Source organism: candidate division KSB1 bacterium (genome assembly GCA_034506255.1).
Taxonomy (GTDB): Bacteria; Zhuqueibacterota; Zhuqueibacteria; order Zhuqueibacterales; family Zhuqueibacteraceae; genus Coneutiohabitans; species Coneutiohabitans thermophilus.
In genome coordinates this window covers 49,565-70,600 of sequence record JAPDPX010000012.1, presented here as the reverse complement: position 1 = coordinate 70,600, position 21,036 = coordinate 49,565, and the positions used below count along the sequence as shown (strand labels likewise).

The 21,036-nt window shown below is 59.8% G+C and carries 14 protein-coding genes; 7 read left to right on the top strand and 7 right to left on the bottom strand.

Features of this window, described 5'->3' with window-relative positions; all coding sequences use genetic code 11:
- A complete protein-coding gene (locus ONB52_20570; GenBank protein MDZ7418527.1) occupies nt 1–669 on the top strand; it encodes an Ig-like domain-containing protein in 669 nt (222 codons plus the stop codon).
- Nucleotides 670–1,163: 494 nt separating this feature from the next.
- Here the strand turns inward: ONB52_20570 and ONB52_20565 are convergent, their stop codons facing one another.
- Nucleotides 1,164–2,021, bottom strand: a complete 858-nt coding sequence (locus ONB52_20565) for a polysaccharide deacetylase family protein (GenBank protein ID MDZ7418526.1) — start codon at nt 2,019–2,021, stop codon at nt 1,164–1,166.
- Between the two features lie 103 nt (nt 2,022–2,124).
- On the bottom strand, nt 2,125–3,945 hold the full coding sequence (locus ONB52_20560) for a glycoside hydrolase family 9 protein (GenBank protein MDZ7418525.1): 1,821 nt from the start codon (nt 3,943–3,945) through the stop codon (nt 2,125–2,127).
- Nucleotides 3,946–4,583: 638 nt separating this feature from the next.
- Between ONB52_20560 and ONB52_20555 the strand changes: the two genes are divergently transcribed.
- Nucleotides 4,584–5,231, top strand: a complete 648-nt coding sequence (locus ONB52_20555) for a deoxynucleoside kinase (GenBank protein ID MDZ7418524.1) — start codon at nt 4,584–4,586, stop codon at nt 5,229–5,231.
- Between the two features lie 117 nt (nt 5,232–5,348).
- On the opposite strand, the gene ONB52_20550 is transcribed toward ONB52_20555, so the two are convergent.
- Together ONB52_20550 and ONB52_20545 are read right to left on the bottom strand one after the other, a co-directional pair.
- Nucleotides 5,349–6,023, bottom strand: a complete 675-nt coding sequence (locus tag ONB52_20550; protein ID MDZ7418523.1) for a bifunctional 4-hydroxy-2-oxoglutarate aldolase/2-dehydro-3-deoxy-phosphogluconate aldolase — start codon at nt 6,021–6,023, stop codon at nt 5,349–5,351.
- Nucleotides 6,024–6,041: 18 nt separating this feature from the next.
- A complete protein-coding gene (locus ONB52_20545; protein MDZ7418522.1) occupies nt 6,042–6,419 on the bottom strand; it encodes a hypothetical protein in 378 nt (125 codons plus the stop codon).
- Between the two features lie 124 nt (nt 6,420–6,543).
- On the opposite strand from ONB52_20545, the gene ONB52_20540 reads away from it, so the two are divergent.
- The 4 genes from ONB52_20540 (at nt 6,544) to ONB52_20525 (ending at nt 12,593) form a co-directional block, all read left to right on the top strand.
- Nucleotides 6,544–7,536 carry an aldo/keto reductase gene (locus tag ONB52_20540; GenBank protein ID MDZ7418521.1) on the top strand — a complete coding sequence of 331 codons (993 nt, stop codon included), beginning with the start codon at nt 6,544–6,546 and terminating at the stop codon, nt 7,534–7,536.
- A 496-nt stretch (nt 7,537–8,032) separates the two neighbouring features.
- The gene (locus ONB52_20535; protein ID MDZ7418520.1) at nt 8,033–9,688 is read left to right on the top strand and encodes a fucose isomerase; all 1,656 of its coding nucleotides are present in this window, start codon (nt 8,033–8,035) and stop codon (nt 9,686–9,688) included.
- A gap of 1 nt (nt 9,689) precedes the next feature.
- Nucleotides 9,690–11,204: an FGGY-family carbohydrate kinase gene (locus ONB52_20530; GenBank protein ID MDZ7418519.1), complete on the top strand. Its 1,515-nt coding sequence runs from the start codon at nt 9,690–9,692 to the stop codon at nt 11,202–11,204.
- Between the two features lie 264 nt (nt 11,205–11,468).
- Entirely contained in the window at nt 11,469–12,593 is a 1,125-nt protein-coding gene (locus tag ONB52_20525) for an ArgE/DapE family deacylase (GenBank protein MDZ7418518.1), read from the top strand.
- Nucleotides 12,594–13,160: 567 nt separating this feature from the next.
- Here the strand turns inward: ONB52_20525 and ONB52_20520 are convergent.
- From ONB52_20520 to ONB52_20510, 3 genes are all read right to left on the bottom strand, one after another.
- Nucleotides 13,161–14,429: an L-rhamnose isomerase gene (locus ONB52_20520; protein MDZ7418517.1), complete on the bottom strand. Its 1,269-nt coding sequence runs from the start codon at nt 14,427–14,429 to the stop codon at nt 13,161–13,163.
- Nucleotides 14,430–14,588: 159 nt separating this feature from the next.
- Entirely contained in the window at nt 14,589–16,685 is a 2,097-nt protein-coding gene (locus ONB52_20515) for a bifunctional rhamnulose-1-phosphate aldolase/short-chain dehydrogenase (GenBank protein MDZ7418516.1), read from the bottom strand.
- 203 nt (nt 16,686–16,888) lie between these two features.
- Nucleotides 16,889–19,192 carry a hypothetical protein gene (locus ONB52_20510; protein MDZ7418515.1) on the bottom strand — a complete coding sequence of 768 codons (2,304 nt, stop codon included), beginning with the start codon at nt 19,190–19,192 and terminating at the stop codon, nt 16,889–16,891.
- A 283-nt stretch (nt 19,193–19,475) separates the two neighbouring features.
- Between ONB52_20510 and ONB52_20505 the strand changes: the two genes are divergently transcribed.
- Entirely contained in the window at nt 19,476–21,008 is a 1,533-nt protein-coding gene (locus tag ONB52_20505) for an MFS transporter (protein MDZ7418514.1), read from the top strand.
- Nucleotides 21,009–21,036: the final 28 nt, after the last annotated feature.

Sequence of the window (21,036 nt, the reverse complement as noted above, 5' to 3'; positions counted from 1 at the left end):
ATGAAAGCGAAAATCATCCTGCCACTGCAGATCGGTGCCGTGGCCTGGTTCGCGCTCGGCATTTTGGGGGGATGTAAAGAGCTGGGCGAGCTGATCGACAGCAACCAAGCGCCGGTCATCGATCGTCTCGTCGCTCTGCGCGAAGCGCTGGCGCCGGCTGATACCACCACCATCAAGGTCGAAGCGCATGATCCGGAAGGTGGAACGCTTGCCATCAGCTGGAACGCTGCCGCCGGCATGCTCTCTTCCACCACTGGCAGCAGCGTGCGCTGGACTGCTCCCGCCGCCGCTGGTGCTTATCGCATCACCGTCAAAGTTCGCGACGACAAAGAGGCGGAGGCGGAAGGGGCGGTGACGGTCACGGTGGTCGCGGTGGAGCGGCCGTTGGTGAAGATTGTCCGTCCTCTGTCCGAAGCCTTCCTCCCCGGACTGGGCACGGTCGTGATCGAAGCGTTGGCGAGTCATCCCAACGGCATCGAGCGCGTGGAGTTTCGCGTGGGCAGCACATTGTTGGGAGTCGACAATTCTCCGCCCTATCAGCAGCCTTGGCGGGTGGAGGGGCTTTCCGGGCCGGCAAGGCTTTTTGCCAGTGCCTTTCGTGCGTTGACGCCGGGCGAGCCCGGTGTCGATTCCGTGCAGGTGAGCATCGAGGGCGCGACACGCTTGTAGCCGAAGGGCAGCAGGCACAGGGGAATTTTGCCCGCCGGTGTTGCGGGAAACGGCGGAAGTGGCGAGAATGAAATCTCCGGCAAGAAGGATTTGGTCAAGGTTGCCTCGAATCAGGAACGGCCGGGCGGTGGAGTTCTGCAAGCGGCCAGACATTCATACAATTTCCGTTCAAGCGCAAACTTTTGCAGGTTGTCCGGCAACCTGCCCGGCCGATATCTCACCCACTTGGCAGGTTTTGCTCCCGTGAAGATGGCAATTGCGGGAAATGGTTTTCAATTGTTTTTGTAAAAGACGCCCTCTGGCTGGCCGGTTTGAGTCTGCACGGCGTGGCATCTCGGCGTATCCCGCGCTGCCGTGTCTCGCCGCTGCTTCCGCGGCCGTGCCAGGGTGTCATCCCTTCGCCTGCCATGCCCATTTGCCCGGCTGCTGATCTGTTCGGTCCTTCCCAGTCACGAGAGCCCGGCAGGCACGAGACGGCAAAACTCCGGCATCACTCATCCACCACAAAGAAGGGCAAGCCGTGTTTTTATGAAATCGGCGACCGGGCAAAGGCTCGCGTAACGTCTTCCTTCCTCGAGCAACTCGTCGATGCGCCGGCAGCGGTATCCTTTCTCGCGCAGCGCGGTCAGCAAAGCATCGAGCCGCAAATAAAATTTGTCGGTGCGGCGGGGGTCGGCGCCGAGGTGAAGCAGCAAGATAAAGCCATTCAATCCCGCGGGATCCTTGCGCTCATACTCCCAAATGCTTTCCCAAATTTTTGCACTGGAAAGGTAGCGTGCTCCCATTGCGGGATGAGTATAATCCGCCTGGGTGCGGGTGCCGGGTGTGAAATTTACCAGCGTCAACCCCCGGGCCCCGGCCCAGGCACTGATTGTCTCGTTGTACCATTCATATGGCGGAAGAAAATATTTTGCGCGGGCTGTGTGGATGCCGAATTTTTCCATCTCGCGATAATTTGCGGCGAGATCGGCTTCGAATTGTTGGCGGGTGACCAGCAAACTGTCGCGCTTTTCCCAGGAGCAATAAAGCAGGTGCGCATCCGAATGCGCACCCAGGTAATGCCCGTCTGCCGCCAAATTTTCGATGAGCCGGCGCAGATCAATCCGGCGGTAGAACCTGCCGGTGAAAAAGAACGAAGCTTTGACCTGGTGCCGCTTCAGCGTTTGCCGAATGTGCTCTCCGCCCCCGGCAAAACTGTCGCCGGTGAAAACGAGTGCCAGGTCTTTGCGGGCACGGTCGCCACGAATGATGCCGCCCCGATCATACACAAAGTTCCTTTGCTGTTGCTGTCCCGCGGTATGGCAGGAGAGCAGCAACAGCAGGACAATGCCCGTGCCGGCACCGATCGCCACGCGCTGATTTCGTGCAGTGATGGCCGGGCGGCTGCGACCGGAGGCGGCAGGGCGGCGCGGTTGCATCCTGCCATCACACCGTTGCGCCGCGCACGGCCGGCGGTCAGCGGGCGCCGTCACGCGCGAAATGTGCCAGGAAAAACGAAGCATTGGCAGTGCCGTCCATGATCGGCTCGTTGGTGGAATAATCCCAGCGGTCGTCGTGATAGACCACCAGCTCTGATTGAAATGCCGCATAGGGATCCTCACGCGAGAGGCGAATGCCTTTCAGGCTCTTGAAGATGCTGGCGTACACGGGACCATCATTCAAGCCGCCAATGATCGGTCGACCGGTTTTGTCGGCAATCACGCTGTGGGGGAATTGCGGTGTGTTGCCACCCTGCGCTGGCATGCCGACGAAAGCACTGATGCCCCAGGGATTGCGGCCCAGCAGCCAGTCGCGATTCTCCAAAATGAATTGATGATACTGCCGGTCACCGGTCATTTTCTCATAAGCCAGGCCATGCGCGATGAAATCCGTCACCAGGTTGAACGAACACCAAATGAAGGGCACGCCCATACGGTAGGGATTTTGCCGGGCGCGCCGCAGAACCGCCTCGAGACCGTGGCGATAATAACCCGCGAGTGTGTCTTGCCAGGCCCTGTCCACCAGCGGATACAGGGCATAATGTCCGAGATTGACGAAGGGATAATACTCGTAGTGATTGGCAGTGTCCGCACCCATCCAGGAGATGGTGTTGATGAGGCGGGCGAATTTTTTTGCCTCTTCGAGATAGGAGGGCGCACGCGTCACTTTGAACAGCTCCGCCGCGCCCCATTCCATGTCATCCGCCCAGGTTTTTTCATAATAGCGATAAGGCGCGCGGCACGGCACGCCTTCACACGATCCGGGCTGGCGTTTGCCCATCTCATAAACTTCCCTCCCGGCTTTGAGGCATTGCCCCGCAAACGCGGCATCCTTCAAGTCGTCTTGCCAAATGTCGGCAGCCATGGCCATGGCCGCGGCATAACGGCCGGCAAGATTGGCAATGCCGGTGGAAGTGTTTTGATATTGCCCCAACCCCTGCGGCTTGCCGGTGGCGTAGTAGACCACGCGATAGCTGCCCGGCCCCCAGCCATAGTCCGAGGTGTCCTCATGCGGCAAGTCCCAACCCAGGTGATCACGATCATCCGCGATTTGATGGAAGAGCTGATCGGGCGCGGGATGCATTTTCAACATCCAATCCAGGCCCCATCTGGCTTCATCGAGAATGTCGGGGATGCCGTTGGGCCGGGGGTGGCCGAGGGCATCATAGGCGTCCTGAAATTTGCCTTTATTTTCACGGTAGGAAAAGAGCAGGCGGCAAACGGCATTGCTGGAAGTGAGCAAATAGCGCAGATAGTCGCCGGCATCATGCCAGCCGCCGCTCACCTCGATGAAGGTGCTGTCCGGCATCGGGCCATCCATGGTGCGGCCGTCTTTGCGGTGACAAACTTCGTCGAGAAAGGGATTGTACCCGCAGCGCTGCTGGCGCAGGTAGGCGAGCAGCAGCTCATGGTGCTGGTTGTAGGCTTCCGGTTCGATATTGAAGGGTAATGACTCGAAGGTCGTACCGCTGAGTCGCACTTTGTAGCGGCCGGCTTTCCGCAGGGCGGTGAAATCCAGGCGGTAGTGAAAGGCGAAATTGCCGTACGCACCGGCATTTTCGCCGACTGTTTGCGGCCCCCACACGCGCTTGCCGGTGGCGGCATCGATGATCTCGAAGCGGCTGCGCGCCAGCGAGTGCTGCGCAAATGCAATCGCGATCTTGTCATCTTCCGGCAGATAGCCGATTTGGTTGGCGCGAAGATACACGGTTTTGTCCGCGGCCAGCACCCCGGGCGCGGCAATGGCCAGCAGTGCGATAGCCGGGAGATGGAGTGCCAGCCACTGGTTGATTTGCATTTTCGCCCGCTGATTGTGTTCGTCTGAAATGAACCCCGCACCAGCAGAGCCGGAGATTGCCCGAACTCCCGCTGTTGTTCAAGCTCCGGTAATGGCGGGGCAGCGCTCTTTGGACAAAAAGTCTCTGTTGAGGGATTTTGCTTGCTGTTTTGTTTGCCCCCGGGTTTTCGGATTCAACACTTGTCAAACAGCCTGAAGGTGTGCGATAATCGCTTTGTATCGCAGACCATTGCCGGGAATTCTTGCTTGGTTGGCGCGCCGCAGAGTCATACTGGTAAATTGAATGAATTATCCCCCCATTTTTGAGAAACGCTCACAGTTGACAGATGACAGCACCATGACAATGATCAGTCCGTTGGCACACATTCAGTTTAGCTTTTGCAATTTTATTTTAAGGTTCTATTTTGATTTGTGTAGATAAATCGTAACGCGGCACCCATCAGAATGAAAATGACCTTTCGCAGTAGTGCCCACAAGCGCCGATCCTGAAGGTCTGCTGCGTAATTGCCATGCCCGTATGGGCACCCATCGGGATGAAAACGGAGTACAGACTTCTTTTCTGCCAACACAGCAGACGGGAGAGCCGCACCAGGGCATTTTTGTGGTAATGATGGCATTTTCACTTTGGAAAGGCAGGCATGACTTCCGCCAAAAAGCTGTTCCTGGCGATGGCCGGCAACATCGGCGCCGGCAAAACCACCGCCGCCAAACTCATCAGCCAGCATTTTGATTTCGAACTGTTCGATGAGCCGGTGATCGACAATCGTTTTCTGAAGGACTACTATGCCGACATGCGGCGCTGGTCGTTCACTTTGCAGCTCGAGTTTCTCATCCGTCGTGTCGAGCATCATGAACTGATCCGGACTGTGCCCAAAAGCTGCATTCAAGACCGCACGCTGTACGAAGATCCGGAAATCTTCGCCAAATATCTGCATGGCCTGGGCTGCATGGACAATCGCGAGCTGGATTTGTATTTTGAATACTTCCACCGGCTGCAGCGGGATCTGCAGCATCCCGATCTCATTCTGATGCTGAGCGTCGAGCAGGTGTCAACCCTGCTCGAGCGCATCCGCCGGCGCGGCCGCGCCGAAGAGCGCGGCATCGATGAAGCATTTCTGGCGGGATTGAATGCCTATTACTCCACCTTCCCGCTGGTGTGTGAGAAGAAGTACGGCATTCCCATTCACCAAATCGCGGCCGACAAGCTGGACATCCGCTCGCCCGCCGGCAAGAAGGCGTTTCTGCAGGAGGTGGAGAAGGCGCTCGCGGCAGCGGGACTGGCGTGAGGGGCAATACCGTCATACTTTGATGCCTTGCAGATCAATACAGAGACGTGGAAAACGCCGGGGGCAGGTGTGCGGCCCCGGCGAATGTCAATTTCATCCTGCGGGCGTTGGCATGCCTCACTTGGCCCGGGCTGCCGCGATCCAGGCCAGCACCTGACTGACGTTGTCACGGATCGTGTCGAAGTCGCCGGCTTTGACCAGCTCTTTGCGAATGAGATTGCTGCCCATCCCCAGGCAGGCGGTGCCGGCCTTGATCCATTCCTGCACGCTTTCTTTCGTGGCTTCGACACCGCCGGTGGGCATGATGCGAGTCCACGGCATCGGTCCGAGCACGGCTTTCACAAATGCCGGGCCACCCACTTGCGCCCCGGGAAAAATCTTCACGATTTCCACGCCCCATTCCTCGGCCGCCGAAATCTCACTGACACTGCCGCAGCCCGGTGAATAGGCGATCTTACGCCGGTTGCACAGCCTGGCGACTTCGGGATTGAACACCGGCCCCACGACAAAGTTGGCGCCACTCGCGATAAACAACCCGGCAGTCGGCGCATCGACAATCGAGCCGACCCCCAAAATCAATTCCGGAAGATTGGCAGCGGCAAAGGCAGCCAGTTGCGTGAACACCGGCAACGCGGCCTCGCCGCGGTTGGTGAATTCCAGCAGCCGTGCGCCGCCGGCATAACAGGCCGCGGCGACTTTCTGCGCCACCTCCGGCTGGGATTCATAGAACACCGGCACCAAGCCACTGTCCAGCATGGTGCGCAAAACTGTCATGCGATCAAAGCGAGCCATGATGCCATCCGTTGCTGGTCAGAATTGTGTTGCGGGAAAGCCGACGCCTCGCTGTGCTGTCGCGGCAATCGCCCGTTTGAGCTGCAGCAATATATCGCCGTGCGTGAAATTGTCAAAGGAATAATTGGTGACTTCCGGCCACTGACCTGTGCGCAGCAGCAAGGCAACCCCGGCAACACTTCCATTTCTCCCGAATTTTACACCCAGTTTGATCCTCTTCGCGGGGACCGCGGAGTTGATCGTGATGCCCAACCACGCAAAGGGTTGTGCAGAAAAAATTCCGCAGACCAACGCGCTGACAACTCCGTCAGGAGCGACCTGCTTGGTCTTTTTCAAAAAGCCGTGCCAGATCATGAGAAATTCCACAGGCCACTTGCCAAAGGAGCTTAAAGACATGCAAGATTCCCCTGTCTGTCTACAAACAGTTAACTGCTGACGGCGTTTTGCGAACACACCATCTCTTCCAGACAACAGCAACCAACATGCAAAGTTCAGTCAGCAAGTGAGAGGAGAGCTTACTATGAAATTCCGACAATTCGGCAAGACGGACTTGCAGGTCAGTGAGATCGGTTTCGGTGCATGGGGCATTGGTGGGCCGGCAATGGCCGGCTCCCGGCCCATTGGCTGGGGCAAAGTGGATGATGCCGAATCGCTGGCCGCGCTTCATGCCGCGGCGGAGCGTGGCGTCAATTTCATCGACACCGCGGATTTCTACGGGCTGGGACATTCCGAAACCCTGATCGGCCGGGCTTTCGGCAACCGCCCTGACATGCTGATCGCCACCAAAGTCGGGCACCGCCTGGATCGGGAGAACCGCCTGGTGCTCGATTATTCCCGCGCGCACATTATTGCCGCATGCGAAGCCAGCCTGCGCCGGCTGCGGCGCGACACCATCGACTACTACCAATTGCATTCCGCAAAAGTGCCGCATTTGGAGAACGGCGAATGCCTGGAGGCCATGATCCGCCTGCAGGAACAGGGCAAAATTCGCTATTGGGGAGTCTCCCTCAATACCTTCAATCCTTTCCCGGAAGCGGAATTTCTGCTCCAGCGCGGTCTGGGCGACGGGCTGCAACTCGTCTTCAACATCATCAATCAACGCGCCACCGGTTTGCTGGCGCGTGCTGCAGCACAGGGTTACGGCATCATCGCGCGCATGCCGCTGCAGTTCGGTCTGCTCGCCGGCAAATTCAACCGTCACACCCGTTTTCCCGCCGATGATCATCGGCATTTTCGCCTGAACCCGGCGCTTCTGGCCGAGGCGGAACAGGCGCTGGCACCGGTTTGGCAGATCCAGCAGCGCCTGCAACTCACACCGGTGGCTTTCAGCTTGAGCTTCGTGCTCAGCTTTCCCGCGATTACCACCGTCATCCCCGGCATCAAGACAGTGCAGCAGGCCATCGAGAATACTGTGGAACTGGCTTCGCTGCCGGCGGCCGAGGTGGCGGCACTGCAGCAACTCTACGAGGAAAGCCTGTCTCGGCTGGTGAAGTTGATGGAAGCCGCCGAATAAGTTTGTGAGCAGTCACAGGCGTGAACGAAAACGAGGTTTCTTTTCTCCCAAGAAAATGAAATCCCCCGGTAAGTTTGTTTCGGGATCACCGCGCGGTCCGTTGCAAACTGCCGTACTCAAGGGGAACACATGTGCCAGGAAAAAGATCGCCACCGCGAACACCAGACCCTGCGGGGAAGAAATAAAAAAAATGCCGGTTTGACCAAGACATCGGTTTCTTCTTTTCACAAAAGAAATTTCGCGAAATGGTTTCGCGAGGGATCTCTGTTTTCGTGGGGGTATTTTTGTGCTGGAGCCCGTCGTCCCGGTGGGGCGGGCGGGGCTGTGTTTGACTTTTCCCCAGGGTGCCGGCCTTCGCTTTCACATGATGCTCCTTTGGGACAGTCGCGCGGAATTTCTTTGCAGTCTGTTGCAATCCGCCGTACCCAAAGAGCATAACCGTGACAGCGAATGGCATACTTCCGGACAACGTCTCATTCCAAGTGGAGCGACCCTAATGCAATCCTATCTTGTTCCCCGGTTGCGCAAACCGCCGCGATGCAAACGCGGAGAAGTTTATTTGATCGCGAGCGGCGATTTGCGTCTCGCTGCCAATCAAACCTGCTGGCCGGCGCAAATGGCAATGGAGCAGCGCCTGGTCGCCGCTTTGCAGGAAATGGGTGCAAAAGTCATCCGTGCGCATGAGTACAATCCTGCGCTGGGACATGGATTCATCTGGAATCAACGCATGGGCATGGACGTGTTGCAACGGGTTCCACCGGAGGCACCCCTGATTGTGGCAGAAGCGGTGTGGCAGTACAGTTATCATGTGCTGGCGGGTTTGCGCGATCATCGCGGCCCGATTTTGACGGTTGCCAACTGGAGCGGGCAATGGCCGGGTCTGGTCGGCCTGTTGAATCTCAATGGTTCCCTCACCAAGATGGGCGTGGCTTACAGCACGATCTGGAGTGAAAATTTCACCGATGCTTTTTTTCTGAAGGGCGTGCAGCAGTGGCTGCGAACCGGCAGGATTCGGCATGATCTCTCCCACGTCCGGCCGTTGAACCCCGACAAGCTGCCCAAAGCCGAGGCCCGCCTCGGCACGGCGCTGGCGCGTCAACTGCAGCGGGAGAAGGCCATTCTCGGCGTGTTTGACGAGGGCTGCATGGGCATGTACAACGCCATCATCGAGGATGAGTTGCTGAACCCGGCGGGCCTGTACAAGGAACGCCTGAGCCAGTCGGCGTTGGTGGCGGCCATGCGCGAGGTGACGGAGGCAGAGGCCCTGCAAGCGCGTCGCTGGCTGGAGCAACGCGGCATGCGGTTCATTACCGGCACCAATGAAGAGACGGAATTGACTGATGCCCAGGTTCACGAGCAATTGAAGATGTACATTGCAGCCGTGCGCCTCGCCGCCGAGTTTCACTGTGACGCCATTGGCATCCAATATCAGCAGGGCTTGCAGGACATGGCGCCCGCCTCGGATCTCGCCGAGGGGCTTTTGAACAATGTCGAGCGGCCGCCGGTTTTTCGCAGGGGCACGAATGAGGAATTGTTTGCCGGACAGGCGCTGCCGCATTTCAATGAGGTGGATGAAGGCAGTGCCGTGGATGCGCTGGTGACCAATCGCGTCTGGCGGGCGATGGGCTTTGATCCCGCCACCACCCTGCATGATGTGCGCTGGGGCGCGCCTTATCACGGCGACGGCATCGACGATTTTGTCTGGGTGTTCATGATTTCCGGCGCTGCGCCCGCCTCGCATTTGGTTGGCGGATATGCCGGCGCCACTTCGGAACGGCAGCCGCCGATGTATTTTCGTTTGGGGGGCGGCACGCTCAAAGGCGTCAGCAAACCGGGCGAAATTGTCTGGAGCCGGGTGTATGTGGAACGCGGCCGGTTGTACGTCGATCTCGGCCGCGGCACCGCCGTCGCCCTGCCTGCGGAAGAAACGGCCCGGCGCTGGCAGGCCACCACCCCGCAATGGCCGATCATGCACGCTGTGTTGCACGGTGTCTCGCGTGACCAGATGATGGCAAAGCACAAATCCAATCACGTGCAAGTGGCTTACGCTCCCAATGCAAAAGCTGCTGATCAAGCTCTGGCAGCCAAGGCGGCAATGTTCGCGGAAATGGGATTAACCGTGCGGCTGTGCGGCACAGTAAAGGTGGGTTGATATGGGATCACTTTTACTTGGAATTGACGTCGGCACTTACAGTAGCAAGGGTGTGTTGGTTGAGCCTGACGGCAAAGTTTTGCGAACCGAAGTGGTCGAGCATGAGATGGAGGTCCCGCGCCCCGGTTGGGCGGAGCAGGATGCCGAGGCCGTCTGGTGGGGCGATGTTGTCAAGATTTGCCGCGCGTTGCTGGACGGCCATCCCTACTCCGGTGATGACGTTGCAGGCCTGGCAGTGAGCGCGATTGGACCCTGCCTGCTGCCGTTGGATCAGTCCGGCAAACCGTTGCGCAAGGGCATTCTCTATGGTGTCGATGCGCGTGCCGGCGCGGAGATTGAATGGCTCAACCAAAAACTCGGTGAAGACAATATCTACGCCTTCTCGGGCATGGCGTTGAGCAGTCAGGCCGTCGGACCGAAGATTCTTTGGCTGCAGCGCCATGAGCCGGAGGTGTGGCAGCGCACCGCGCATCTCACCACCGCCAGCAGTTATCTCATTTACCGCTTGACGGGTGAGAAAGTGATGGATCGCCACACCGCCAGCCACTACATGCCGCTGATGGATATTTCCAAGCTGGTATGGTCACCGCGCTTTGCTGATGCGGTCGTGCCGCTCGACCGTTTGCCGCGTTTGGGTTGGAGTGATGAAGTTGCCGGTCAGGTGAGCGCATTGGGCGCAGCCGCAACCGGCCTCAAAGTTGGAACGCCGGTGGCCGTGGGTGCGGTCGACGCGCTGAGCGAAGCCATCAGTGTTGGCGCGGTGCAGCCCGGTGATTTGATGATCATGTACGGCAGCACCGCCTTTTTCATCCTGGTAATCGGCAAGCCAACCCCCGATCCGCGCATGTGGACCGTGGCCGGTGCGTTTCGGGGGCAATACAATCTCGCCGCGGGCATGTCCACCACCGGCTCGCTCACGCGCTGGTTTCGCGATGAGCTTGCCCCTGATCTGCCAGATGAAGCCGCTTATGCGACGCTGTTTCAGCAGGCGGAAAAAGTGGTGCCGGGCGCAGGCGGATTGCTGGTGCTGCCCTACTTCAGCGGCGAGCGCACGCCCATCAATGATCCCAAAGCGCGCGGGATTATTGCCGGTCTCACGCTGGCACATGGGCGCGCGCATTTGTTTCGCGCGGTGCTGGAAGGCGTGGGCTATGGCATTCGTCACAACCTCGAGACGTTCCAGCAAGTCGGCGCGGAGGTGAAGCGGATCGTGGCGGTGGGCGGCGGCACCAAAAGCACGGTGTGGCTGCAAATCGTTTCCGATATCGCCGGCGTGCCGCAAATCGTGCCGGAAGTGACGATTGGCGCAAGCTATGGCGATGCGTTCCTGGCGGGGCTGGCGGCCGGCGTGCTGCAACGCGATGACCTCGCCCACTGGGTGCGCGCCAAAAACATCATTCAACCCAGGAGCAGCCGCACACACGGCTACGATCAACTCTATCAGGACTATTTGCTGCTCTATCAGCGCACCCGCGAAATCGCACACCGGCTCGATCATTTCAATTTGCAGCCCTGAGGCCTGGCACGGCCGGTTGACTGGTGGGGCGCTGGACGCACAGCTTGCGCACGCCTGCCCGTGTTTTGCACCGTGCCACATCATGGGTCTCTTTGCCCGTCGCGCCCGCGCCGGTCCGCCAGCGGGGTCTGTCCCGTCCGGGCTGTCTCGCTGCCGGGAAAACAGCCTCGCATAAATGCCCCGGCGATTGCAACCGCCCCTTTGACAAGAACCAGATCCCGCATCGGCATTGGGTGAACTGTAACACAAAAAGGAGCCGGAGCAATGCATCGTGCCATTGCCATCGCCCGTGATTTGATTGCCATTCCCTCGGTGAATCCCATGGGCAAAAATCTCCGGGGCGAAATTTACTCGGAGAAACAGGTGGCTGCTTATGTGGCGCAGTTTCTCTCGGCCCTGGGCGTGGCTGTGGAGGTGGAGGCGCCTGATCCCGAGCATCCCAACGTCATTGCCCGCATCGACGCCGGCCGGCGCGAGACGCTGCTGCTGGAAGCGCACATGGACACGGTTTCCCACGAGAACATGAGCATCGCGCCGTTCGATCCGAAGATCGAAAATGGCCTGTTGTTCGGCCGCGGATCGTGCGACACCAAATCGGGTCTCGCCGTGTACCTGTATGCCATCGAGCGGATGCTGCAGGCCGGCCACGCCTGGGCGCGCAACCTGATTCTGGCCGCCGTGCATGACGAGGAATTTTCCTTCAGCGGCGCCAAACAACTGGCCCGGCGCGGCATCGCTGCGACCTTTGCAATTGCGAGTGAGCCAACCTCGCTGCAGGTGATTCATGCGCACAAAGGCGTGTGCCGCTTTCTGCTGGTGACGCACGGCAGGAGCGCGCACGCCGCCCTGCCCTGGTTGGGAGAAAGTGCCATTTACAAAATGGGAGAAGTGATCCGACGGTTGGAGGACTACAGCCGGCGGTTGGGCGGGAGCGTGCATCCGGAGTTGGGACCGGCCACCGTGAATCTCGGAAGAATTTGGGGCGGTGAAACGGTCAATACCGTCCCCGCAACCTGCACGATGGAAATCGATCATCGCCTGTTGCCCGGCGATGATTATGACACGATTCGCGCCGGCATCGAACAGGCGTTGCAGGGAATGACGGGATATGACATCGCGCCGCCATACCTGCAGGTGCCGGGTATGTACGTCGCGAAAAACAGTCCGGCATGTCGCAGCCTGGTGCAGGCCTGTCACGCCGCCGGCTGGAAGCCGCAGGTGCAAACCGCACACTATGCCACCGATGCCTCCATTTTGTGCGGCGCGGGCATCCCGACCCTCGTGTTTGGCCCGGGCGATATTGCGCAGGCGCACACCGCCGCCGAACACATTCGCCTGGGCGAGATCGAACTGGCGGGGGAAATCATCTTGGCATTGCTGCGGGCTTGAAGAGGAAAGGAGGCAGGATGAACAGCGGAAGGGGCCCCGCCAGATTTCAGACAAGCTGAAAACTGGGGCCGCTTCCCGGCAGCCTTTGTTTTTGACAGACTAACAGGATCAACACGATTTTTTTGAAATCCTGCAAATCCTGCCATCCTGTCACCCAGCGGAATGAAAATGTAGCGCAGACCTCTTGTCTGCAGCAGGCTGGAAGCCTGCGCTGCGGCATTTTCGTGGTAATCTTCCTGAGTATCGGGATTGATGCTTATTCTGGCATTATCCCAAGCACTCAAGAAGATTCTTACAGAATGACATTGGGGGTGGAGGTGCCAACTTAACGTTGTAGTGCTATTGAAAATTGACGCCCTGGGGCCACACCAACTCTTGGAATTCTATTCTGAGCTTGAGAGCCTTTTGTTGCTTCCACAGACTTTCCACACAAACTGAGAACTCGACCGGTCTGGCAGCGCGAAAATTCTCCAGCCAATACAAACAAGCCAATCGTTGGCGATTTGCATTGCGTTGTGGCTTATTCGCGTGGCGGGGTGAGTTCTCGAACGTAATTTGGTCATGTCCTCATTCCCGCCTGCTCGTCACTTCCTTTTCATACTGCTTCAGTTCCTGGAGCCAGGCCATGCCCGGGGGCACATTCATTCGCAGGCAGTAGTGATCCCACACTGCGCCGAACGGCAGGGTTTTCGTTTCCTCCAACAAGGCGAGCCGGCCGCTGTAATCGCCCGCTGCTTCGAGCTGACACAATTGCTCGCGGGGCTCCAGCAGCGCCAGCAGCAGCGCCTTGAGCGTGGCGCGCGTGCCGATCACCCACGCCGCGACGCGATGGATGCTGGCATCAAAAAAATCCAGCGCGAGATGAACGCGGGTCAGTGCCTGACCGCGCACGATCTCCTCGGCCACCGCCCGCACCTCGTCGTTGAGGATCACGACATGGTCGCTGTCCCAGCGGACGCCGCGGCTGACATGCAGCAGCAGCTCGGGGAAAAACTGCAACAGTGCGGAAAGTTTGTCGGCCACCACTTCGGTGGGGTGAAAATGGCCGAGATCGAGGCAGATGATCTTGCCGTGGCGCAGGGCATAGCCGAGATAGAATTCATGTGAGCCGACGACATAGGCCTCGCTGCCCAGGCCGAACAGCTTGCCCTCCAGCGCATCCTTCATTTCCCCGGGCGAATAAGCCGTCTGAAAGATTGCATCGAGCGATTCGCGCAGGCGGGCGCGCGGACGCCAGCGATCGGCGGGCAAATCCTTCATGCCGTCGGGAATCCACAGATTGTGCAGGCACGGACTGCCCAGGCGGCGTCCGATCCCGGCACTGATCGCACGGCAGCGCTGCACGTGTTCGATCCAGAAGGCACGCACCGCCTGATCAGGGTGGCTCAGCGTGAAGCCGCCGGCGGCCAGGGGATGGGAAAAACATGTGGCGTTGAAATCGAGTTGGAGCTGCCGGCTCGCCGCCCAGTCGATCCAGCCCTGAAAATGTTCGATGCTGATGGCGTCGCGATCGACCTGCCGGCCGCCAAACTCGCCGTACATCGCATGCAAATTGAAGCGATGCCGGCCGGGAATCAAGGCGAAGGCTTGTTCCGCGTCGGCGCGCAATTCGTCCGCGGTGCGCGCCCTGCCGGGATAATTGCCGGTCACTTGAATGCCGCCGTCCGCCAGTGCCGCGCCGGCGCGTTCGAAGCCTGCCACATCATCTCCCTGCCAGCACTGCAGCGAAATGGAAAGCTGCTGCAGTTGCGCCAGCGCCGCCTCCGTGTCCACGCCGAATTCGGCATAGCGCTCGCGGGCAAGATCGTAGGCCTTGCTTATGAGGGATGAATTCATCACCGCCTCCCTAAAATGGTGACGCTGTGAAAGGCCGTGCCAGTGCCGGGGCCCGTTGGTGAGTTGGTGCCGTTGCCCGGCCGCGCACGGGAGGCCGCGCCGCACGCCATGCTGGCGCAGGCGTGGTCTGCCGGGTTTAGCCATACGTGGCCAGGGAACTCAGCGCGTGAACGCCGCGGCATGGCCGGCATCGACATTGAGCACATTACCGGTGGATTTCGCAGACAGCTCCGAGGCAAAGAAGTAGATGGCCTCGGCCACGTCCTCGGGAAAGACGCTGCGTTTGAGCAGGCTGCGCTGGCGGTAGAATTCTTCCAATTGCTCCTCTTTGATCTGATAGGCTTCGGCCCGTTGCCTGCGCCACTGGCCGGTCCAAATCTTCGAGCCGCGCAGCACCGCATCGGGATTCACCACGTTGGCGCGAATGCCAAACTCGGCGCCTTCCAAAGCCAGGCAGCGCGCGAGATGCAGTTCCGCGGCCTTCGCGGTGTTGTAAGCCGCCGCTTTGGGCGAGGCCGCCAGCGCATTCTTGCTGCCGACAAAGACGATGGCGCCGCCCAGGCCCTGCTGCTTCATCAGGCGGCAGGCCTCGCGCGCCACCAGGAAATAACCGGTCGCCAGCACACTCATATTTTTGTCCCACAGCTCCAGGCTGGTCTCCTCCAGCGGGGAGGCGGAGGCCAGGCCGGCATTGGAGACCAGAATATCCAAACCGCCGTACTCCAGCGTTGCCTGGCGGAAGGAGGCGATCACGGCAGCTTCGTTGGTGACATCGGTGACGACCGCGCGCACGTTGTCTTTGCCGAAGGCATTTTGCAATTCCTGACAGGCCTGCTCGAGCGCCCCGGCGTCGAGGTCAGTGAGGACGACGCAGGCGCCTTCCTGCAGGAAGCGCCGTGCAGTGGCCATGCCGATGCCGCCGGCCGCGCCGGTGATCAACGCCACCCGGCCGGCCAGACTGCGCGGTTTGGGCAGGCGCTGGAGTTTGGCCTCTTCGAGCAGCCAGTATTCGATGTTGAAGGCCTCCTGCTCCGGAATGCCGACATATTCGCTCACGCTGGTGGCGCCGCGCATGACGTTGATGGCATTGACATAGAACTCGCCGGCGATGCGGGCGGTGGCTTTGTCCGCCGCAAAGGTGAGCATGCCCACGCCCGGCACCAGAATCACCACGGGATTGGGGTCGCGCATGGCGGGCGAATCGGGGCGGCGGCAGCGCGTGTAGTAGGCTTGATACTCGGCGCGATATTGCTCCAGCAGGGCGTCCAGCCGGGGCAGCAGGCTCGCGGCGCTTTCGCGGCCGGGATCACAGTCGAGCAGGAGCGGCCGGATTTTGGTGCGCAGGAAATGATCGGGGCAGGAGGTGCCGATCGCCGCCAGCTCCGCTGCACGGTGCGAGTTGACGAACTCCAAAACTTCCGGCGCCTGGCTGAAATGGCCGATTTTGCGCAGCGCGGGGCTGACCTTGCCGCGCAGCACGGGCAACAGCGTGATGGCAAAATCGCGACGCTGCGTCTCCGTCAGGGCGGCGTATTTCTGTCCGCCGAAAATTTCCCCGCGGCGATGGCTGGCGAGATAGTCGCTGGCGGTTTGAATGACGCGCAGCGTTTGTTCATAACAGGCTTTGGAGGTTTGGCCCCAGGTGAACAGACCATGGCCGCCGAGTATGACACCTTTGAGATGGGGCCGGGCCTGGCAGAGTGCCTGCAACTTCAAACCCAAATCAAAACCCGGCCGCTGCCAGGGAAGCCAGCCGAGTTCACCTTCAAAGATTTCGGCGGTGAGGCGTTCGCCGTCGCGGGCCGCGGCAATCGCGATGATGGCATCAGGATGGGTGTGATCAACGTGGGGATGGGGGATGAAGGCATGCAGCGGTGTGTCGATGCTGGCCGCCCGCGGATTGAGATTGAAGGTGCAATGCGGCAGATAAGCCACCATCTCATCCTCGAACGCCGGGCCGCGATACAGCGCCGGCAGGGCGCGCAGTTTGTCCAGGTAAAGCGTGGCAAAACCGTCCAGCTTCATGCTGCCGAGATCGCCGCCCGAGCCTTTTACCCACAACACTTCGACTTGCTGCCGCGTGAGCGGGTCCGGCATGAAAATCTTGGCGGAGGTGTTGCCGCCGCCGTAGTTGGTGATGCGCAGATCCGAGCCCAGCAGGTTGGAACGGTAAAGCAACAATTGCGCTTCACTCAAGCCGCGGCAGGCTTGGTCATCCCAGCGATTTTCCAGCCGGGAGATTTTCATGGAATTCATTGCAGTCATGCTCCAAGAGAACCGGTGAGGCGCCGGCAAGCCCGTGCACTGGCCCAGGCCCCCGTTTGCAAATGTTCCCGTCCCGGCTGAGCCGGGGAAACGAAACCCTGCGCCGTGCGGAAAACTCCGACGCCTACAGGGCGGCAGCGCAGCCGTTGCGGGAATCCTTTTGTGAATCGGCAGGCGGGCATGCCGGTCGCCGCTCAGACTTTCCACATGATGTTCATGTCGATGGCGGGCTCGACGTGGCGATACTGTTCGACCAGGGCGATCTTGCGGCGCAGCAAGTCGCCGAAATTTTCGCCGTAGAGGAAGCTTGTTTCGCCGGTTTGCGACACCACCATGAAATGGACCCGGCTGGTTTCCCACAATTCGAGCAAGTCCCTGGTGTTTTGCAGGTCGCGCGTGATCATGTCATCCAGATAAGCGCGCCAGTTTTGCTTTTGCCTCTCTTCCACGGCGGCGAGATAGCCGTGCACACCCGCCACCCAGGCCGCCAGGCTGCGCAAGGCTCCCACCCAGCAGCGCAAGCCGCGCAGCCGGTCGCGCTGATCGACAAACACCCGCCGCGCCTGTTCCGAGAAGGCGGGATCATCAGCCAGTTGCTGCGCCCGGGCCACCACCTTTTGCAAACGCGGCCAGACATATTCATCGACGCGTTGCACGAACTGCTGCCCCGACTCCTGCGTGACGAGCTCGAAGAGCACATCCTTGCCCAAATCCACCAGGTTGGTGTTGTTGCTCGTGCTCACCATGAATTGTTCGTAGTAGCGGCGCTCCGCCTCCGGAATGGCGAGCAGATCGGGGATGACCGGCCGCACCCAGAGCCTGAGCCACACGAAACCGAAATTGGAAAACAGCGGCAGAATCGGGAGATGTTGCACGGTGTCGTCACTCTGCCGCCAGAGATCGACCAACTGATCCGCGGCCGCGGCACCAGCCCACTCCCGGGCTTTGTGCTGCAGAACTTCTTCGAGCCGGGCGTCGGGATCGAGCATGAAGGCGCGAAAGACCTCCTGGTTGATGTGATAAGGCGCCAGACTGGCGGGGGTGAAGCCGCCGAGATTGGCGGCATACTCGACGCCGCTCCGGCGCATCGCCTGCAGCTTTTGCCAGATCATGACGGGATAAGGCAGCCCGAGCAGCGGCTCGAAATTGTAACCGTTGCCGTGGGAATAGATGAGATGGGAGGCAATGCCACGCTGCTGGTGCGCGGCGATCAGTTGTTTCTCCTGCGGCTCCAAATGCAGATGATGCACGCTGCCGGCTATGCCCGTCACCTCGGGATACTTCTCGTGATGGTAGGGCAGGTCATAACCGCGCACCAGCAGGGAAGGCACCTCGATATCGAGATGATCTTCGAGCTGCGCCATGATCACGTCATGTTCCACTTTGAACGGCTCCAGACGCAGCGCGACCCGAAATTCCGGATTCACCTGCGCGGCGGCTTCGCGCAGCAGTTTCATGAAGCGCACGACGTTTTTGCCGGCGACCTCGGCGATCTGTTCGTGCGTGCGCCACTCGCGGATCAAATACGGCCCGCCGTTGCGGCCGACGTAGAGCGAGCTGGTGTACTCGAAGCCGGAGCCGCTGTCATTGCTCCAGATGCTGAGGTAGGAAAGGTCGGGCACGGCATGCAGCAGCTTTTGCATCATCTCGCGGTAATGGGCCTGCACCAGGGGATGGGCGAGGGTCATGGCGAAGCGCGGCCGGCGGCTGCGATAGGGATGATCGACGCGGGCACCGCGCAGCGTGGGATATTTGTGGAAAAATTTCTCCGGCACCGAGCGTGGTTCGAAGCATAGCAGTCCCGGCTCCAGGCCGTATTTCCGGCCGAGGCCGGCATGGCGCACCAGCAAATTCAAATTGGCCGTCAGGTATTCCACCGGATAGAGACCACGATTCAGCTCACTCGATACGAATTGATCGAGGGCGGGACAATAGGAATAGAATTGCGAATAATATTCGCCCGCCACCGGATCTTCGAAGGGCACGGGCATGGCCAGGCCGTTCACTTCCACATGGGTGTAGCCAGCCCGCGCCAGCTCACGAATGTGCGCGGCGGGATCGAACGCGCGTGCTGTCCGCCAGGTTTGCGTCAGGAGATAATCGAACAGCGGCCGGTGCCAGCGAAAGGCTGCGGTGAAATATTTGCCGGTTTCAAACTCCGCCTGTGGCAGGTCGATCCAGTCCTCCAGCAACCGCCGGGTGTAGGCAAACAACAAGGCGGGATGCGAGGTCACCAGTTCGCCCGCGCCGGCGGCACTGACCCGCACGAATGCCCAGTGCGGGCCGTTGGGCGCTGCCGCTACAATCCGGCCTGTGTCAAAAGAGGCGTGATGCGCCACCGCGAGCCGGAGGGCTGGCTCCTCATTGCCGGGCGCGTGCCGCACGCGAAGCTGTGGAAAAAACTGTTGCAGTTCGGCAGCGCAGGTTTCCTCAACCGGCAGTGCCTGCGGTGCAAGCTGCAGCCATTTGGTCTGGAGCAGAGCATTACGAAGAGTCATGTCAGAGTTCCTGTGGTTGATGGGTGCGCCGGGGAGATGGCGCAGCCGGGCCGGTTCATCGCGCCGAATAACACCGCATGATTCCGTTCACAACAAAATCAATTTTGAAATCTTCCCTCCCAAAATCCATGCCTTTTTGGCAAAAAAAATTCGCCTTTCCCCTGCTTGAAAGTTAGAGGAAATCTGTTAATGTGATTGCAAAGCCGGTTGCTTCTCTGCGCTGCGGCGCTGACGGGCGCGCACCGGGCCGGCCTCATATCGTTTTGCGACTGTGATCGGGTCTATGCGTCTGCGTGATCTCTCTCCGTTTCATTTTGATTTGACGGCGGACCAGGCCGGTTCGGCGGGCAACCTGCGCAACATGAAACTTTCATTTTGGGAGGGCGCACTCACCGGCATCATGGTGGTGTTGACCGGCGGCGTGGTGCTCACCGGCTTTGCGCTCAGTCTGGGCGCCAATGAGTTTCACATCGGCCTGCTGGCCGCCCTGCAGGTGGGTGCGAACCTGTTGCAGATTCGCGCCTTTCGCCGCCTGGAAAAGCACGGAGGGCGCAAGGCCATGGCGGTGCGCTTTGCGGCCTGGTCACGACTGCTGTGGCTGGGGATTGCGGTCGTGGCTGCGATTAATCTGCCGGCATTCGCACCCTGGCGCCTTTGGCTTTTTCTTTTGCTCTTTGCCATTTCCGCCGGGTTGGGCGTGTACAGCCTGGTGCCCTGGGTTTCCTGGCTGGTGGATCTGGTGCCCGAAAAAGTGCGTGGCCGCTTTTACGCGCAGCGCAACTTTGCCGGCGGCGCGCTGGGTGTCGTCGTCGGGGTGTTGGCGGGGAAATTCATTGACTGGTGGCAGGCGCAACAATTTGCGCCGCTGCCGACGGGCTTTGTCCTGCTCACCCTGATCGGCATGGCCTTTGGATTGTGGGCGGTGCGCATCATCAACCGGATGGAAGACGCGCCGTTTTCACCCTCATCCCCCCGCCACACATTTTGGGAGGTGCTGCGGATTCCCCTGCGGGATCCGAATTTTCGCCGTTTGTTGCGGTTTCGCATCGTTTATGACCTGGCGATGGGCATTGCCGGCACGTTCTATGGCGTGTACATGCTCACCCAGGCGGGTCTGAGCTATTTCTTCGTCTCCACCATGGTCATGCTGGCCACGCTCACCAACTTGCTGGCACTCAAGCCCTGGGGCTGGATGATCGACCGCTTCGGCAACAAACCGGTGTTGCAGATTTGTCTGATCGGTAAGGTGGTGTTTGCGATGTTGTGGCTCTTCACCACGCCGGACAGCATCGGGCTTTACATTGTGTTGCATTTGCTCGGCGTCTTCGATGCTGGCAATACGCTGGCGATTCCCAATCTGGTTTACAAGCTGGCGCCCGCCAACCGCCGTGCCAATTACATCGCGGTGGATGGCACGGTGGCCGGCATCGCGGCCACGGTGGCGCCGCTGCTGGGCGGCGCTTTGGCCATGATCTTTGCGGACTGGGAATGGCAGTATGGCCGCCTGCACTGGGCGCATTTCCATTTTCTCTTTTTGACCGCCGGCCTGTTGCGCCTCGCCACGCTGTTGCTGTTGCAACGTGTCGATGAGCCGGTGTCGAAATCGATCAAACATGTCATGCGCGTCATCTGGCCGGTGCGCAGCCTCAGCCTGGGCGAGGGCTTTCAACAGGCCTGGCATTTACTGCTTGCGCCTTCGCGTGCCATCATCGACAAACTGGCCGAACGTCACGAGCGCCGGGGCCGGCGCCCGGATGCCATAAAGGCCAAAAAAGAATACCTGCACTACCAAGAAAACCGCCGCGAGAATTTGTAACCAGGCATCTCCACACCAAGCGAACAGA

Coding starts and splice junctions, on each gene's coding strand:
- ONB52_20570 (MDZ7418527.1), top strand. CDS start 1: ATGAAAGCGAAAATCATCCTGCCACTGCAGATCGGTGCCGTGGCCTGG.
- ONB52_20560 (MDZ7418525.1), bottom strand. CDS start 3,945: ATGCAAATCAACCAGTGGCTGGCACTCCATCTCCCGGCTATCGCACTG.
- ONB52_20555 (MDZ7418524.1), top strand. CDS start 4,584: ATGACTTCCGCCAAAAAGCTGTTCCTGGCGATGGCCGGCAACATCGGC.
- ONB52_20550 (MDZ7418523.1), bottom strand. CDS start 6,023: ATGGCTCGCTTTGATCGCATGACAGTTTTGCGCACCATGCTGGACAGT.
- ONB52_20545 (MDZ7418522.1), bottom strand. CDS start 6,419: ATGTCTTTAAGCTCCTTTGGCAAGTGGCCTGTGGAATTTCTCATGATC.
- ONB52_20540 (MDZ7418521.1), top strand. CDS start 6,544: ATGAAATTCCGACAATTCGGCAAGACGGACTTGCAGGTCAGTGAGATC.
- ONB52_20535 (MDZ7418520.1), top strand. CDS start 8,033: ATGCAATCCTATCTTGTTCCCCGGTTGCGCAAACCGCCGCGATGCAAA.
- ONB52_20530 (MDZ7418519.1), top strand. CDS start 9,690: ATGGGATCACTTTTACTTGGAATTGACGTCGGCACTTACAGTAGCAAG.
- ONB52_20525 (MDZ7418518.1), top strand. CDS start 11,469: ATGCATCGTGCCATTGCCATCGCCCGTGATTTGATTGCCATTCCCTCG.
- ONB52_20520 (MDZ7418517.1), bottom strand. CDS start 14,429: ATGAATTCATCCCTCATAAGCAAGGCCTACGATCTTGCCCGCGAGCGC.
- ONB52_20515 (MDZ7418516.1), bottom strand. CDS start 16,685: ATGAATTCCATGAAAATCTCCCGGCTGGAAAATCGCTGGGATGACCAA.
- ONB52_20510 (MDZ7418515.1), bottom strand. CDS start 19,192: ATGACTCTTCGTAATGCTCTGCTCCAGACCAAATGGCTGCAGCTTGCA.
- ONB52_20505 (MDZ7418514.1), top strand. CDS start 19,476: ATGCGTCTGCGTGATCTCTCTCCGTTTCATTTTGATTTGACGGCGGAC.